The sequence below is a fragment of the Dictyobacter arantiisoli genome (genome assembly GCF_008326305.1).
GTDB classification, from domain to species: Bacteria; Chloroflexota; Ktedonobacteria; order Ktedonobacterales; family Ktedonobacteraceae; genus Dictyobacter; species Dictyobacter arantiisoli.
Map to the genome: position 1 here is coordinate 16384 of NZ_BIXY01000027.1, position 16237 is coordinate 32620.

A 16237-nucleotide genomic window follows, 5' to 3' on the forward strand; every position below is an offset into this window, starting at 1 on the left:
GGCATCCGGGAGGCTAGCAACAGGCTGGATGCCAGTTATGATGGTTCTTGTTGCTCGTCGGCGGCTTTGCGCATGGTGGGGAAGAGGATCACATCGCGGATCGATTCTTGATCCGCCATAAGCATTGCCAGGCGATCAATACCCAGTCCAACGCCGCTGGTAGGTGGCATACCCACTTCGAGAGCCTCCAGAAAATCCTCATCTAGCACCTGTGCCTCATCATCGCCCTGGGCGCGCTGGCGAGCCTGATCCTCAAATCTGGCGCGTTGATCCAGGGGATCATTGAGCTCAGTATAGGCATTGCCACATTCTAACCCTCCGATAAAAGGTTGGAAGCGTTCGACCAGACCCGGGAGCGAGCGGTGCTGTTTGGTCAACGGCGAGACATCCTCGGGATAGTCCAATAAGAAGAGGGCCTGTTTTGTTGCTGGATGGTTGCTGCGGAAGATCTCGCTCTTGAGATCATCAATCAGGCGACCACGTCCCAGGTGAGGATCGACATCATAGTGTTTTTCGCGCATGGCCGCAGCCAGACTTTCCCGCTCAGGATATTTGCGCACATCAATGCCTGTAAACTCGGTGATGGCATCCAGTAGCGAGTAGCGTTTCCAGGGTGGCGTCAGATCGATTGTCACGCCTTGATAGGTGATGGTTGGTGTGCCAGTGATGGCAGTAGCGATGTTTGCCAGCATTTCTTCCACTAACTTCATCGTATCGTTATAGTCGGCATAGGCCATATAGAACTCGATCATAGTGAACTCGGGATTATGGCTGCGATCAATGCCCTCATTGCGGAAGTTGCGTCCGATCTCATAGACACGTTCAAAGCCACCAACAAGCAGGCGCTTATGATAGAGTTCAATCGCGATACGTAAGAAAAGATCCCGTTCAAGCGTATTGTGATGAGTGATGAACGGACGCGCATTTGCGCCACCATAAATTGGTTGTAGGATTGGTGTTTCCACCTCGATAAAATCATGCTGATCGAGATAATGGCGCATGGCGGTAATCATGCGACTGCGAATGACAAAAATTCTTCTGATCTCATCCCCATTGGCGACCAGATCGAGATAGCGTTTGCGCTGCCGTGTATCCCGATCTTCCAGACCATGATACTTATCAGGTAGAGGACGTAAGCCTTTGGCGAGAATACGCAGCGCACGGACATGCAGAGTGCGCTCATTAGTGCGTGTTACAAATAAGAAGCCACTCACCTGAATAAAATCGCCCAGATCCAGCAGTTTGATCAGTTGATACGTTTCCACACCGACATCGTTCACGCGGATATACACCTGCATTCTGCCAGTGCCATCCTCTATTTGAGCAAAGGTCGCTTTACCCATTTCGCGCAACAGACGGATGCGTCCGACAAGTGTATAGGAGCCTTCTGGACCGCTGAGGGCATCAAACTGAGCCAATATTTCGGCAATGGTATGTGTACGTTCAACCGTATTGGGATAAGGATTGATGCCTAAATCGCGTAACGCTTGCACTCGTTGTATGCGTATAGCACGTTCTTCTGTCATACGACTGTTTAGTCCTCCAATTTATACCAGGGCGAATGCATCAGATTTTTATGCTGGTACATATAGAACACATTGTAGCATTGTTTTATGCGTATGGATAGTGAGAACAGAATGGACGAGCGATTGTGCGCTTTTGTCCTCCTATTCCTCTTTCGCGAGAAAAGTGGCAAGAAAAAGCGACCTGTGGGCTGTATTATTTATTTGCCCATAGATCGCTTATATCTGGTAAAGTGAATACCTGTGCGAGTTTCTCTATCTGTGCGCAGATGATTACTCGATGGTGAGGATAGTATATTCTCGGACGCCACCAGGAGTCGAAACGATCACGAGGTCACCGGCTTTATGGCCCAGTAAGGCTCTGCCCACCGGGGACTCGTTCGAAATACGTCCGGAGCTGGGATCGGCCTCAAAGGCTCCCACGAGGCGGTAATGATATTGGCGTCCATTGCTGGTTTCCAGATGGACCGTTGAACCCAGTGAAACCTGATCGCTGTGAACTTCATCGATCAATTTGGCACGGGCCAGCATCTCCTCGAGTTCGGAGATACGCTTTTCGAGCAGAGCATGCTGTGACTTGGCTTCTTCGTATGCGGCGTTGTCGATGACATCGCCTGATTCTTTGGCGTCACGAAGATATTGCGCGATCTCAGCGCGTTTGATAGTGCTCAAGTATTCGAGTTGATTGGCTGCACGCTCTATTCCGTCGTTGGTGAGGAAAATTTCTTGTGATTCCATAATAGGCTTCCTCTCGTTTGTCTGCTGGAGGAGATCCTCCGCATACTGAATTTATCTCGCTGCTTTCCCTGTTGCTTTGTCTGAAATTGCTTTCAATTTACATCGCCCCAGGTAATAGTGATACCTGTCCCAGAAAGATCGCGGAGTAATAATTCTCCTTGTTCATTCACATCCTCAGCCACGCCGCTGAGTAGCTTCGCTCCCTGATGCACTGTAACGGTGCGACCAAGGGTCGAAAGATGACGACGCCATTGCTCTCGTATCAAGCGAGAGATAGGTCCATGGCTCTGAGCCGTGGACTCGCGGACTTCTTGCTGTAAGGCCAGATAGCGTGTTTCGATTTGATACAGCAAACTGGCAATGAATGCCTCGCGACTCACTACATGGCCACACGCTTCTTCAAGCGTAATAGCGGTCTCTGTCAGCTCTGGTTTGGCCTGTAGTGTTTGCTTGTCGGTAGCAGATGCTCTGAGCCGACCATTGACATTCACCCCGATTCCAAGGATGGCAACCAGCTGTCCGGTATGATCGTGACTGGTCTCAATCAGGATTCCCGTAACTTTTCGTTCCCCAATCAGAATATCATTGGGCCATTTAATGGTTGCCTCGACACCACAAATATCAGCAATTGTTTGCACGACTGCCAGTGATGCAATCATCACAAGCTGATAGGGTGGAAAGACGGGTCGGAGGACTGTAGATGACAAAACGTTCTTCCCTGCCATGTCGACCCAGTGCCTTCCTTGTCTGCCCTTACCGGCTGTCTGGCTATCGGTAAGTACCACCACCCCTTCCTCTGACCCCGTCCGGGCCAGTTGCATGGCGAATGAATTTGTCGAATCTACTACGGGTTTATAGATGATACGGTTGCCGATGCCTGTTAATTTTGTATCCAGAAGCCGCTGGATTTGTGCAACATCGAGTGTGTTGGATAGTGTAATCTCGTTCAAGCTCTACCACTTCTATCTATCAATGGGACTATCTTTCCGTGCCTCCCAGTTATGGAGGCCCCGCCTTTCACGCTTCACGCTTAAAGAAACAGGCATCGCTCGTGGTGTGAAAAGATTTTTGTATTATATACGACCAGACCGATAGGATACAGTGTAAATATAGGAGATACCGTATAGGGGCCCGGCCCGTCTTGTATTGCGTGCCTTTATGCTACGAATCAATGATTAGATGAGATTGCTCGATTTATAAAAATCCCAGAGCAAGGGCAAATGAGTTTTTTCGCCAATGCTCTGGGGGTGCTGCACAGGCAGGTAACATGCACTACCTTGCCAGTGAGTGTTCTTATCAACCCTTCACCAAGCTCCAAAGCCGGGTGCGAGACAAAGCGTATTTAACGCCCCATCCCTCGTTTCTGGAAGGTGTGGGAAGTTACACCGCTGCCTGTGCAGCGAATACGTTCATGCATTACACACCACCTCCTTTCGTTGTCGATATTGTACCATCAGTATTTAACTGTTGTCAAGCTTTGTCTTAAAACTCATTCCCGGCATTGTAGAGATTGAGGTGCGCAAATGGCTTGTAGAGAGGCCTGGGCCCCTCTACACTCCTGTGAAGATTGTGTGAAGATGACTGTATCTGACCGGGTTTATTTCTGTAGAGAAGCAAGCATATGGTAGGGATAAGTCAGCAATAGGACTTCTTGTTCTCTGGTGGCATGGCGGAACGACTGTATGCTATACTAGTGTAAGTAACGGATAAGAGAGTAGCGTGGCGTGTGAGGATGAGAGGAGGAAGAACTTCGTCTGCTGTTACTTACGCTCAAACTCCATGCCGTCAACGTATTGCTGTTGACCAGTTGCGCGCCCTGCCATGTTGTCAGATGAGCACTGTGAGTTGTCAGGCATACCTGCCCTCTGACCACGCCCATCGTAGGAAGCCTTCTGGTTGGTCTGTCATTTCGTAGACGGGCCAATAGATTCATTTGGGTCTAGGCGGCAGTTTCAATCGTGATGTGTATGGGGATAATCAATGTGCGTACCTTCGTGCACAGATTGTATCTGGCTCTGAGTAGCATTTTTCTTGTGCCAGGCCATTGGACCTATCCGACGGAAAATTCAGATGCCATCACGTTTTTCTTGACTATAGCTGAGCCTTTTCTTCTTTTTTAACAGGTTGCCGGAGATGTGGCAGTGAGGCCGCTTCTGCTACCAATGAGTCAGTCCTCGATTCTTTGATGTGTATGGCTGAACGCTATCCAGCGAATAGGATGTGCCTGGAATCTACACAATTGGTTGATGACACTATCGAAGCGAAAGAAGGAGGAATCTATAAATGCAGCAATACCTTGACTTGCTCGTCGATGCCCTCCTGGATGAGGGATTCACAGTAAGCGAAGCTCAGCGGCTCATCCAACTACAGCAAGAGTATGAGGAGCGTAAGGCGACGGAAGAGACCAATTATCATCGTTTTGTACGCTGGCTGGTAGAACACGGGCGTTTTAGCGAATGGTAGCAGTGTCTCGATTTAGAATGCAAAGCAATCTTGCGACGCTCTTCGTGGATGTTGTACAATAAAAAGAGCGGAGCAGATGGGACGGCGTGGCATTGCTACGCCGTCCTTATATTTCCTAGAACAGCTCGGATAACTGGGCAAGTTGTCCGGACACAAGGGGAGGCCTCTATGAAAGCGGTTGTTATGGCCGGAGGGGAAGGATCGAGGCTACGACCATTGACGATTCGACGGCCAAAGCCAATGGTTCCTATCGTGGGCAAGCCTGTGATGGAGCATATACTTAACTTGTTGAAGCGCCATGGGATCACCGAGGTCGTCATTACGGTTCAGTATCTGGCGAGTAATATCGAAGATTACTTTGGCAATGGATCACAGTTAGGTATGCGTATTACCTACTCGCGTGAAGATGTGCCTCTGGGTACTGCAGGTAGCGTAAAGAATGCCGAAGATCAACTGACCGAACCCTTCCTGGTGATCAGTGGGGACGCCCTCACTGACTATGACTTGACGGAACTGATCAAGTACCACAACGAAAAAAAATCGCTCGCCACACTTCTTCTTGCACACGTCCCCAATCCTTTGGAATATGGAGTCATCATTACCAATGAGGACGGTCATATTACCCAATTCCTGGAGAAGCCAAGCTGGGGCGAAGTGTTCAGCGATACAATCAATACTGGCATCTATGTATTAGACCCTAAAATTTTTAGTTACTTTGAAAAAGATAAGCAGTTTGATTTCAGCCAGGAATTGTTCCCCATGATGTTGAAGCAGGGAGACCCTATTTACGGCTATGTGGTCCCTGAGGGCTACTGGTGCGATGTAGGTAACCTGAGCGAATACATGCGTGCCAATGCAGATATGTTGCAGCGCAATGTCCAGTTGGATATTCCTGCGCGCCATATTGGCAATAACATCTGGTGCGAAGAGGGTGTGGAAATCGATGAGGACGCGCAACTATATGGTCCTGTCTATCTGGGACGGGATTGTAAAGTGCGTGCCGGGGCGATTATCCATGGCCCCAGCATGATTGGTAGCTATTCCATTGTCGATGAGCGCGCCCAGGTCGATCGCAGTATTGTCTGGAATAATTCTTATATCGGGGATCGTGCGGAGCTTAGAGGAGCTATTGTTGGTTCATCCACGAACATCAAAAGTAAAGCAGTGATGTTTGAAGGCTCGGTGATCGGCGATAATTCGATTATTCAGGATGGCGCGATAATTCAGCCAAACGTGAAAATCTGGCCGGATAAAGAAGTTGAGGCCGGTGCGGTCGTCAATACCAGTATCATCTGGGGATCGCAGGGACGCCGTAGCCTGTTTAGCCGTTATGGGGTAACGGGCCTGGTTAATGTGGATTTGACGCCTGAGTTCGCCACGAAACTGGGTGCTGTCTATGGTGGTATTCTGCCCAAGGGCGCGGTGGTCTGCTTGAACCGCGATACCCATCGTACTTCGCGGATGATTAAACGTGGTATTAACGCAGGCTTGCCCTCGGCCGGTGTGAATGTACACGATATCAATCAGGTCCCTTTGCCGGTGGCGCGCTATTACATCCGTACTACTGAGTCGGCTGGTGGTGTACATGTCAGCATGTCCCCTGTAGATCGACGCGTCGTAGAGATTAAAATTTTTGATCAGAATGGGCTCGATATTAATAAGACGACCGAGCGTAAGATTGAGAATCTGTACTTCCGCGAGGATTTCCGCCGTGTCTATCTGGATGAGATTGGCGCGATCGATGTTTTGAGCACAACTGATGTGGTCGGCCATTACCTCGAAGGTTTCAATCGTGTGGTGGACTACGATGTGGTGCGCAAGCGCAAATTTCAACTGGTGGTTGACTATGCCCATGGCAGCACGAATGAAATGATGGCAAGGATCTTTAATGATCTTGGCTGTGAGGTGATCGTGTTGAATTCGGGAGGGGAAGAGACCACAACGGCACGTACTCCTGATGAGCTGAATAAGGATATGCAGCGTCTGGCGACGATTAGTTCGGCCTTGAATACCGATATGGGTATTCGCATTGATCCCAGTGGTGAGCGTATCTCTGTAGTCGATGATCGAGGCCGTATCCTGGATGGCATGAAGATTCTTTCTGTAATGACAAGTCTCTTCCTGCGCCGCCATCGCAATGGTATTGTGGCTGCTCCTGTTACGGCTCCCAGTGCCTTACAGCATATTGCCAAACGTTATGATGGTACGATTCAATATACAAAAGTATTGCCACATGCTTTGATGACGGCAGCTGGTCGCGAGGGCGTGGTTCTGGTTGGTGATGGCAGTGGACAGTTTGCTTTCCCAGAATTACATCCCGCCTTTGATGGCTTACTGGCGATTGCAAAACTACTTGAGCTATTGGCGAGCTTTGATATGCGTCTCTCTGAGGTGGTGGACGATCTGCCTGCTTACTATATGAGTAGCGCACGTGTCACCTGTCCGTGGGAGCATAAGGGTAAGGTAATGCGTATCTTGAGCGAGCAATATCGTGAGCGACGTTCCAAGCCCATCGATGGCATCAAAATCGATCTGGGCAAAGAATGGGTGTTGATTCTACCCGATGCGGATAGTCCATTTTTCCATATTTTTGCTGAGTCGGTTTCTAGTGAGCAGGCGCAGGCATTGGCGGAAAAATACGCACGGGTTGTGAGTGGTTTACAACAATAATCCAGATTGGATCGTGCTAGTACGATAGAAAAGGACAGGTCGGATCAATCCGACCTGTCCTTTTCTATGTTCAAATTGTGCGTTCAAATACAGACAGCTTTGTCTGCAACGAAGCGTCAGGCATGTGTTAAGGATACCCGCGCAGGAATGGTAATTTCCTCTGGTTGTGGAGTTTGGACAATGCGTGGGAGCGTATTCTGACGCGGTAGCAGGCGCAACGTCGCCTGCCGAATCCCTTCTGGGAGGGAGGTCTGGGGTTGCCAATCCAGCGCCTGTCGTGCCCGCGTATTGTCAAGGATAATTGAAGAGAGCGCCAGATGCGAACCGAGCAGATGGAGCGGTTCAAGATGGCTGTCTTGCATGCTGGCTGCCAGATGATAGAGTTGGTTAAGCGAACTCCCCTGACCACTACTGATATGGAAGGTACGATTCTCGCTACGTGGCAACCGTTTCAAAATCTGTAGATTGGCTTCGATGACGTCGTCAATAAAGATATGATCGCGTATTTCGGCGCCATTTCCATGTATGATGGGTTGTTGCATCTGATGTAACATTTGAATGCAATGGCTGAGGGGATGGTGCATCGACTGAAGCTCTGTTTCTCCATAGATATCAGCATAGCGCAGAATCGTATGTTTGATGCCATATTGCTGGGTATAATAGCGAATATACCATTCACCCGCAACTTTACTGATAGCCTGTGCGCTTCTCGGATGAAGAGGCATGTCTTCGATGAGTGGCAATTGTTGGGCATCGACCTGTCCATAAAGATTATTTCCGCCTGAGGCAAAGATAAATCTTTTCACTGAGGCGTTGACACAGCTATCCAAAACATTGATCAGTCCTCTCACGTGGACATCGGCGTCCGCCAGGGTATGGGCTCCCGTTCCTGTTTCGTGTCGTTGAGTTGCATGGTGGCTAACCACATCTGGACGTTCACGGTGCAGGATATCCTGAAGTTTGTGGTCACGTATATCAACGCTATAGAAGCGCGCACGTGGGTCAACGGCTTGCCGCGAACCGCTACTCAGGTTGTCTAAGACAAAGACATCATGTCCTGCATCCAGATATGCTTTTGTTAGATGGCTTCCAACGAAACCCGCTCCACCTATGATAGCTATTTTCATACTGGGCCTCTCCATGTATTTTCTATTGTTTTGTGTTTATGCTGTATGATAAGTGTGCTGCGTTTGAACGCGGGTGAGTGGTTTTTGAGGTAGTAATCGTGTTGAAAGTGCCAATCAAAGAGAAAGGATTTCTCTCACGAGTGTCTCTCCTTTTTAGTGTATGCAGGTTTCCTATTGATAAGTGTACATATATATTTATTTTATTAAACATGTTTAGAATGAGATAGAAGAGCATCCCCATGCTGAGGTAGCCCTACCGGGATGGCAGGGCCTACTGACTTTGTCATACAGGTGGCTTTGTCCTTGCTAGCTATTTCTCTCTATTTTCTGCTCAGGCAACCGGAAGAGCACCTTCCAGCAGGACATCAAGCGTGGTGCGCTTGATGCGATAGGCCTGGCGCTTACCGCGATGTGGCAACGTAATGGCCTCCAATGCCCCGCTTTTGATCCAACGGCGGACTGTCGTATCGTCAACCCGTAAGCGGCGTGCCACCTCATGGACAGTCAGAAGGTCGCCTCCTTTGCCCTGCTCTGGCGACTGTTTTCCTGCCTCGGATGAATCAGCTGCTAATGTAGCGTTCCTCTGTGACATAATTTCCCCTCTGGTAACAATTATTCATGTAGACATGACCTCAGTACATCCTGAAGTCGTATCGTTATGTGAAAAGCTGTGAACTTGACTATACTATACATCTCGACCCAAACATATTAAAATACAGCAAGAGCAAGTGCCACCCGCCAAAACAACAGCTGACATAGGTGGTATAACCCGGAGGTGGTAAGCAAGGCTTCTTAAGCAGGATTGCACAGGAGACGAGCCCTTTGCCGGATTTTGGGGTGCCCAAGAGGAAGAGAGATGTATGAGGTACCGCACATCAGGTCCAACAAATGTGGGAAAGAGTGGAGGCGGCTACCTGGTTTCTTATGGGGCCTGGAATGAGATAGAGAGATGGTGGTTTAAAAAAATAGCATGATAAAAGAGATGAAACGAAAAAAGCTTGTTTTGATTGATGGACATGCCGTGATCCATCGCGCCTTCCATGCCGTACCGGAGAATCTTTCAACCAGTGCTGGCGAACCTGTGAATGCGACCTTTGGTTTTACGTCGATGCTGATGAAGGCACTGCTGGAAGAGAGGCCTGATTATATCGCTGTGACCTTCGATTTGCCGAAGCCGACCTTTCGCCATTTAGAGTATACACCCTATAAGGCGCATCGTCCGACCTTGCCTGATAATATGAAACCGCAATTTGCGCGTATTCGCGAGGTCGTGAGCTCCTTTGGCATTCAGATTTATGAGAAGGAGGGCTTTGAGGCGGATGATGTGTTGGGAACTCTCTCTGTTCAGGCGACGCAACAGGGTGTCAATACGATTATCTATACAGGAGATATGGATACCCTGCAACTGGTCAATGATCAGGTGATGGTGAAGGTGGCGAAGCGCGGGATCTCTGAGGTGGTTGAGTATGATGAATCCGAGGTCCAGGCTCGTTATGGCTTTGAGCCGTGCAAGTTGCCCGACTTCAAAGGTTTGATTGGCGATAAATCGGACAATATTCCGGGCGTACCGGGGATTGGTGAGAAGACTGCTGGTCGCTTGCTGAATGACTATGGGGATCTAGAAGGGGTTCTGGCGCATGTCGAGAGTCTGAAGCCGAAAGAACAGAAATTGCTTTCTACCTATGCGGATCAGGCTCGCCAGAGTAAACATCTCGCGACCATTGTGTTGGATGCTCCCGTTGCATTGGATCTGGAAGCATGCCGTATGAAGCATGTGGATGGAGAAGAGGTGATTACGTTGTTCCGCCAGCTTGAGTTCCGTACGCTGGTTGAACGAGCACTCTCTCTTTTCCGCCAGCTGGGAATTCCTATCTCCGAAAATGTGCTTCCTTCCTCCGTTGCTTCGGCGACTTCCTCTGATCTGACAGATGAGACCAGCTTTGCTCCTGGAGAAGATCCACTCTACGCTGCTCCGTTGGGTGTTGTGCCGATTCTTGAGCCGCCCCTGCCGCCCGGCGAGGAGACGGTGGTATCTCAGAATGTGCTTGATCCTTTGTCTATTCTTTCTCCTCACGCGGAACGTATCGAGACAGCAACAGGATCAGATAGGGATAATGAGCAGATCGCTGTGACGCGGGCCGTGAAAGAGGAACCGGCGCAGTTGAGCCTGTTTGAGGTCGAGGTGCCGCATGTTGAGGTGGTGCATAGCCTGCATCTACCAGGCCAGCAGTCTTCCCTGTTTGCCGATCCTGATCTGAGCAAGCAAACCAGTACCATGATTGTGGATAGTGAAGAGGGGTTGCGTGTTCTGCTGAAGAGTCTGACTGATGCCGGACGCTTTGCGGTGGATACTGAGACGTCATCTGAAGAGCCCCGGCATGCTGAGCTGGTCGGGATTTCGTTCTCGATGGCCCCCGGTGAGGCGTATTATGTGCCTGTGGGACATAAGCAGACACTTGATGGACAGCCGCCCGCCGCTCAGCTTCCCTGTGCGTATGTAATCGAGAAGCTGAAGCTGGTGCTGGAAGACGAAAACATCTTAAAATATATGCATAATGCCAAGTATGATCTGGCAATCTTCTTGCGCTATGGCATTGATGTGCAGGGATTGGCTTTTGATACGATGTTAGGAGCCTATCTGGCGGAACCGGGACGGCGTGGTGTGGGCTTAAAGGATCAGGCTTTCCAGCGCTTGGGCATCTTGATGACTCCGATTAGCGATCTAATCGGTTCGGGAAGTAAGGCAATCAGTATGGCCCAGGTACCGATCCGTCGGGCCGCAGACTATGCGGGTGCGGATGCCGACATGACCTTGCGTTTGGTTGAGCCAATTCAGGCTGAAGTACAGAAGCATGGCTTGATGGATATGTATCAGCGCATCGAGTTGCCGTTGATCAATGTCCTGATGCAGATGGAACTCTATGGTGTGGCTCTGGATGAACAGTTCCTCCATCAGTTTGGCGTGGCCCTGGATGAACAACTCCATGCCATGGAGGAGGCGATTTACGCTGCGGTCGGCCATCATTTCAATATCAATTCAACCAGGCAGTTGGCTGATGTGTTGTTTGTGGAATTGAAGCTACCGACCGGTAAGAAGACGAAGACAGGTTTTTCTGTGAATGCGGATGTCATCGAAGGGTTGCGCGGCAAGCATGAGGTGGTGGATTATCTGCTGGAATATCGCCAGATGAACAAGCTGAAGTCAACCTATATCGATGGCTTGCTGACGTTGATGGATCGTCAGACTGGTAGAGTCTATACTTCGTTTAATCAGACAATTGCGTCCAGTGGACGCCTCTCGTCGAGTAATCCTAATCTTCAGAATATTCCAGTTCGTACCGAGCTGGGCCGTCAGATCCGTCGTGCCTTTATTGCTGATCCCAGTTATGTCTTTCTTACGGCTGACTATTCACAATTCGAGCTGCGCATTCTGGCCCATATTACCCACGAGCCACGTCTGGTGGAGGCTTTTACGCAGGGTGAGGATATTCATACCATTACCGCCTCAACCCTCTTCAACGTTCCGGTGGCGGAGGTGACAAAGGATCAGCGGCGTCTGGCAAAAACTGTCGTCTATGCGGTACTCTATGGGCAGTCGGCCTATGGTCTGGCGAATGTGACGGGTATGACGAATGCCGAGTCGGCCGAGTTTATTAAGCGCTATCATGAGACCTTTCCCAGCGTGAAGGTATACGTGGATGCGACCTTGCAGCAGGCGCGCACCCAGGGCTTTGTGAACACACTCTATGGTCGCAAGCGCTTCTTTCCAGATATGCATGCTCTATCCCATACCGAGCGCCAGGCATTAGAGCGTGAGGCCATCAATATGCCAATCCAGGGCACCAATGCGGATTTGATCAAGATTGCGATGATTCGTATGCAGCATGTGCTGAAGTCGCAGCATTTGAAGACACGCATGATTCTTCAGGTGCATGATGAACTGGCGTTTGAGGTGCCGGTTGAAGAAATTGAGCGCGTCAAAAAATTGATCAAAGCCACAATGGAGGGCGTTGCGGAACTGGCTGTGCCCATCAAAGTTGATATGAAGATGGGCAAAAATTGGTATGAAGCAGAACCTATGGTGTAACATAGAGGGAAGCAACAGTTTCACAACTGCCTGCTTTACTTTCACCATTGAGGAGTCTATTCATGCAACTGTCAAAATTGGTCAATAGTTTACCTCCGTATCATTTTGCCGATGCGAAGAAGAAAATTCAGGATCGCGAGGCGGCCGGAGTGGACGTGATTTCCCTATCGATGGGTGATCCCGATCTGCCCGCGCCTCCCGCGGTGATCGAGCGTCTCTGCACGTCATTACAGGATACGCAGAATCATCGCTATCCTGAGTATCGTGGCATGCGTGCGCTGCATGAGGCGATAGCTGACTGGTTCGCGCAACGTTTTGGTGTGCAATTGACTCCAGAGCAGGATATTTTGCCACTGCTTGGTTCAAAAGAAGGCCTGGCTTATGGCGCGACGTCGGTCCTTGACGCTGGCGATATCGCGCTCATACCCGATCCCTACTATCCCGTCTATGTTTCAGGGACAACATCAACCGGGGCTGAACCCTATCTTCTGCCATTGCGCGAGGAGAATCACTATCTTCCTGATCTGGAGAACATTCCAGCGGATATTCTGCACAGGGCACGTCTGCTCTGGCTCAATTATCCCAATAATCCGACGGCGGCCTGTGCGGATCGTGCTTTCTTTGAGCGTGTCGTGGAGTTTGCGCAACAACATAATATCGTAATTATTCACGATATGGCGTATGCTGAAGTGTACTTTGATGATTTTCGTCCGATGAGTATCCTGGAGATACCCGGAGCACGTGATGTAGCTGTTGAGCTTCATTCATTGAGTAAAACCTATAATATGGCTGGCTTCCGGCTTGGGATGCTGGTTGGGAATTCTGTGCTGGTGGACGCGGTGGGACGTCTGAAAAGCAACATTGATAGCGGTATTTTTCGTCCTATTCAATATGCTGCGATTGAGGCTTTAAGAATGCCGCCCACCTGGTTGGAGGAGCGCAATGCGATCTATAAGCGTCGGCGCGATATCCTGTTTGAAGGTTGTAATGCGCTGGGGATGAGTACGGAAAAGACGCGTGCTGGTCTCTATATCTGGGCCCATATCCCACAGAATTTCGTGACCTCACGTGAATTCACTACCTGGCTCTTTGATCGTACTGGCGTGTTCCTGACCCCTGGAACTAATTTTGGGGCTGGTGGCGAGGGCTATGTGCGCATCTCAATGACCGAACCTGAGGAGCGTCTAAATGAGGCTCTGAAACGTATGCATACTGTATTGCGTGGATAGGGCAGCTTACTGTGATGGGTAAGGTGATCTAATGGTCAATATTCCTGCCCATCAGACAGGGTGCGTGTTCAGGGTAAACAGGAACCAATCTACGTGAACAAACGGGATTTAATAGAACAGGTGTGTGAGCGTCATTGTTTTGGAGTATCTGTCCTGGAATTGACTTCAACTTTGTTTGCCTGGGATTGTCATATGAGAAGAGGATATGGATTATGGTCCTGAAGCAAGATGCATCTATTTCTCATCATGAGCGCATTGACCCCTGGAATATTCAGGTCAACTCCGAACTCTGCCATGATACGGAGGCTGGACTTGATCACGAATGGTTAGTTACTAATGGATTGGGGGGCTATGCGTCAGGTTCTCTGGTCGGGGCAGTGACACGCTCCTATCATGGACTGCTGGTTGCCTCACTTCATCCTCCTGTTGAGCGTAGCGTGTTGGTGGCGAAAGTAGATGAGGTCGCGCATCTCCCCTCTGGTGAGCGTCTGGCCCTGGGCGTGAATGAGTATGCTGGAGGTATCATTGAGCCAGCCGGAAATAGCTATCTGGATAGTGTGGTGCTCGATGGCGACATTCCCTGTTTTTTCTATCGCTTAAGCGAGACACTTATGTTGGAAAAGCGTATCTGGATGGAATATGGACAGAACATTACCTATATCCAGTATATGCTGCATGGTGCCTTTGATGAGGAGCGCGAGCTGAGCGGGGTAGAGATTGCTGGAGAGTATACATGGCATAGCCTGATACTGGAGGTTTCTCCCTTCTGTCTCTCACGCGATTATCATAGCGTGACTACTGGAGCGGATGATTGGCATTTTCTGGTGGAATGCCAGGAGCAACGTTGCCGTATTCGAGCCTATGATGGTGCTCCTGCCTACCATCTGATTGCTGATCCGAATACTTCTTTCACTCCCACCGGCTTATGGTACTGGCATTTCTGGCATCGACGCGATCATGAGCGTGGCGTGGCCGAGCAGGAGGATATGTATCAACCGGGCATTTTTCGTCTGGAACTGGTGCCTGGGATACGGAAGACCCTGGTACTGGCGGCGGAGACGGAGACAGTCTGTGCTTCAGGCTATGGCTCTGCCAGACATGAGAATGTGGTCGCGCATGCTTTGATGAGCCACCAGAGGCGCGTCCAACAACTGCTCGCCGTCGCTGATCGTACGACTAATGATCTTCCGGCTTGCGATCCCATCCAGGCGCGCCTCACGCTGGCGGCGGATCAATTTATCGTTGTGCGTCCCGATTATTCTGTCTCTTCCACTGTTTCATCCCCGTTACGCTTAGCGCCCGATCGGAAAACGATCATTGCTGGTTATCCCTGGTTTACCGATTGGGGACGCGATAGTATGATTGCTCTACCGGGCCTCTTGCTCTGTACTGGACGGTATAGCGAGGCGCGCGGTCTGCTTAAAGCTTTTGCCTCCGTGGTTCACCATGGTCTGATTCCCAATCGTTTCCCCGATCAAGGAGTGGAGGATCTAGCTTATAATACAGCCGATGCAACACTCTGGATGTTCCGTACTCTCGATTACTATGTGCTAAAAACCGGCGATTGGACGCTGGTGAAAGAATTATTCCTGACGTTAAGTGAGATTATTCAATGGCATATTGCAGGCACCGATTATGGGATTAAGATGGACCCGGGTGATGGCCTGTTGCAGGCCGGTGCGCCCGGCGTACAGTTGACCTGGATGGATGCGAAGGTGGGCGATTGGGTAGTGACACCCCGGCGTGGAAAGCCGGTAGAGGTGAATGCCCTCTGGTATTATGCGCTGGCAGCAATGGAGACCTGGGCTGTTCGTCTGTCGACGGATGCCGTGTTATATGGACAGTTGCGTGCTCAGGTTCGGCAAAACTTCGCGGCGCGTTACTGGTTTGCCGAGGGCGGCTATCTCTATGACGTGGTGGATGTTGAGGGCGTGACTGGACAAAATGATACCTCGCTACGCCCCAATCAGTTGTTTGCCGCTTCCCTGACACATGAACTCTTGTCCGAGGCGCAGGTTGCCAGCATGTTAAAGCAGGTCACGGATCATCTCTTAACCCCCGTTGGTTTGCGCTCCCTCAGTCCCAGCGATCCCGCCTATCAAGCGCACTTTGCGGGTGATCGTTTGCAACGGGATGCCGCATATCATCAAGGAACCGTCTGGCAGTGGCTGGTTGGGCCTTATGTGGATGTGCATCTTCAGGTACATAATGATCCTCAGGTGTTGTTACCCTTGCTGCAACCATTTGTAGAACAATTATGGGCAACCTGCCTGGGCACGATTGGTGAGATTGCGGAGCCAGAAACTCCCTTTACCCTGCGCGGCTGTTTTGCCCAGGCCTGGAGCGTGGCCGAAGTACTGCGTTGCTGGCTGGTTGTTCGCAATAGTACCCACTAATTTC

The 16237-nt window shown here is 50.2% G+C and carries 10 protein-coding genes; 5 read left to right on the forward strand and 5 right to left on the reverse strand.

What is annotated here, in order from left to right:
* Positions 1-35 precede the first annotated feature (35 nt).
* The 3 genes from lysS to F1593_RS10810 all read right to left on the reverse strand — a co-directional run bounded on the left by lysS (position 36) and on the right by F1593_RS10810 (position 3211).
* Positions 36-1526, reverse strand: a complete 1491-nt coding sequence (lysS, locus tag F1593_RS10800) for a lysine--tRNA ligase (protein WP_149401574.1) — start codon at positions 1524-1526, stop codon at positions 36-38.
* A 270-nt stretch (positions 1527-1796) separates the two neighbouring features.
* Entirely contained in the window at positions 1797-2261 is a 465-nt protein-coding gene (gene greA / locus F1593_RS10805; RefSeq protein ID WP_149401575.1) for a transcription elongation factor GreA, read from the reverse strand.
* Between the two features lie 92 nt (positions 2262-2353).
* Positions 2354-3211, reverse strand: a complete 858-nt coding sequence (locus F1593_RS10810) for a biotin--[acetyl-CoA-carboxylase] ligase (protein WP_149401576.1) — start codon at positions 3209-3211, stop codon at positions 2354-2356.
* 1333 nt (positions 3212-4544) lie between these two features.
* Between F1593_RS10810 and F1593_RS10815 the strand changes: the two genes are divergently transcribed.
* Both F1593_RS10815 and F1593_RS10820 read left to right on the forward strand, forming a co-directional pair.
* Positions 4545-4724 (forward strand): hypothetical protein, encoded by a 180-nt coding sequence (locus F1593_RS10815; RefSeq protein WP_149401577.1) that lies wholly within the window; start codon positions 4545-4547, stop codon positions 4722-4724.
* Positions 4725-4892: 168 nt separating this feature from the next.
* Positions 4893-7394 (forward strand): mannose-1-phosphate guanyltransferase, encoded by a 2502-nt coding sequence (locus tag F1593_RS10820; protein ID WP_149401578.1) that lies wholly within the window; start codon positions 4893-4895, stop codon positions 7392-7394.
* Between the two features lie 116 nt (positions 7395-7510).
* Here F1593_RS10820 and F1593_RS10825 read toward each other — a convergent pair whose 3' ends face one another.
* Entirely contained in the window at positions 7511-8521 is a 1011-nt protein-coding gene (locus F1593_RS10825; RefSeq protein ID WP_172632038.1) for an NAD-dependent epimerase/dehydratase family protein, read from the reverse strand.
* Between the two features lie 331 nt (positions 8522-8852).
* Entirely contained in the window at positions 8853-9113 is a 261-nt protein-coding gene (locus tag F1593_RS10830) for a helix-turn-helix domain-containing protein (RefSeq protein WP_149401580.1), read from the reverse strand.
* A 390-nt stretch (positions 9114-9503) separates the two neighbouring features.
* Here F1593_RS10830 and polA point away from each other — a divergent pair, with 390 nt between their 5' ends.
* The 3 genes from polA (at position 9504) to F1593_RS10845 (ending at position 16233) form a co-directional block, all read left to right on the forward strand.
* Positions 9504-12608 carry a DNA polymerase I gene (gene polA / locus F1593_RS10835; RefSeq protein WP_172632039.1) on the forward strand — a complete coding sequence of 1035 codons (3105 nt, stop codon included), beginning with the start codon at positions 9504-9506 and terminating at the stop codon, positions 12606-12608.
* A gap of 62 nt (positions 12609-12670) precedes the next feature.
* Positions 12671-13837 carry an LL-diaminopimelate aminotransferase gene (locus tag F1593_RS10840; RefSeq protein WP_149401582.1) on the forward strand — a complete coding sequence of 389 codons (1167 nt, stop codon included), beginning with the start codon at positions 12671-12673 and terminating at the stop codon, positions 13835-13837.
* Between the two features lie 212 nt (positions 13838-14049).
* On the forward strand, positions 14050-16233 hold the full coding sequence (locus F1593_RS10845; RefSeq protein WP_149401583.1) for an amylo-alpha-1,6-glucosidase: 2184 nt from the start codon (positions 14050-14052) through the stop codon (positions 16231-16233).
* Positions 16234-16237 lie beyond the last annotated feature (4 nt).

Excerpts from the sequence above, each read along its gene's own strand:
- polA (WP_172632039.1), top strand. The coding sequence starts at position 9,504 with ATGAAACGAAAAAAGCTTGTTTTGATTGATGGACATGCCGTGATCCAT.
- F1593_RS10815 (WP_149401577.1), top strand. The coding sequence starts at position 4,545 with ATGCAGCAATACCTTGACTTGCTCGTCGATGCCCTCCTGGATGAGGGA.
- F1593_RS10825 (WP_172632038.1), bottom strand. The coding sequence starts at position 8,521 with ATGAAAATAGCTATCATAGGTGGAGCGGGTTTCGTTGGAAGCCATCTA.
- F1593_RS10845 (WP_149401583.1), top strand. The coding sequence starts at position 14,050 with ATGGTCCTGAAGCAAGATGCATCTATTTCTCATCATGAGCGCATTGAC.
- lysS (WP_149401574.1), bottom strand. The coding sequence starts at position 1,526 with ATGACAGAAGAACGTGCTATACGCATACAACGAGTGCAAGCGTTACGC.
- F1593_RS10840 (WP_149401582.1), top strand. The coding sequence starts at position 12,671 with ATGCAACTGTCAAAATTGGTCAATAGTTTACCTCCGTATCATTTTGCC.
- F1593_RS10820 (WP_149401578.1), top strand. The coding sequence starts at position 4,893 with ATGAAAGCGGTTGTTATGGCCGGAGGGGAAGGATCGAGGCTACGACCA.
- F1593_RS10830 (WP_149401580.1), bottom strand. The coding sequence starts at position 9,113 with ATGTCACAGAGGAACGCTACATTAGCAGCTGATTCATCCGAGGCAGGA.
- greA (WP_149401575.1), bottom strand. The coding sequence starts at position 2,261 with ATGGAATCACAAGAAATTTTCCTCACCAACGACGGAATAGAGCGTGCA.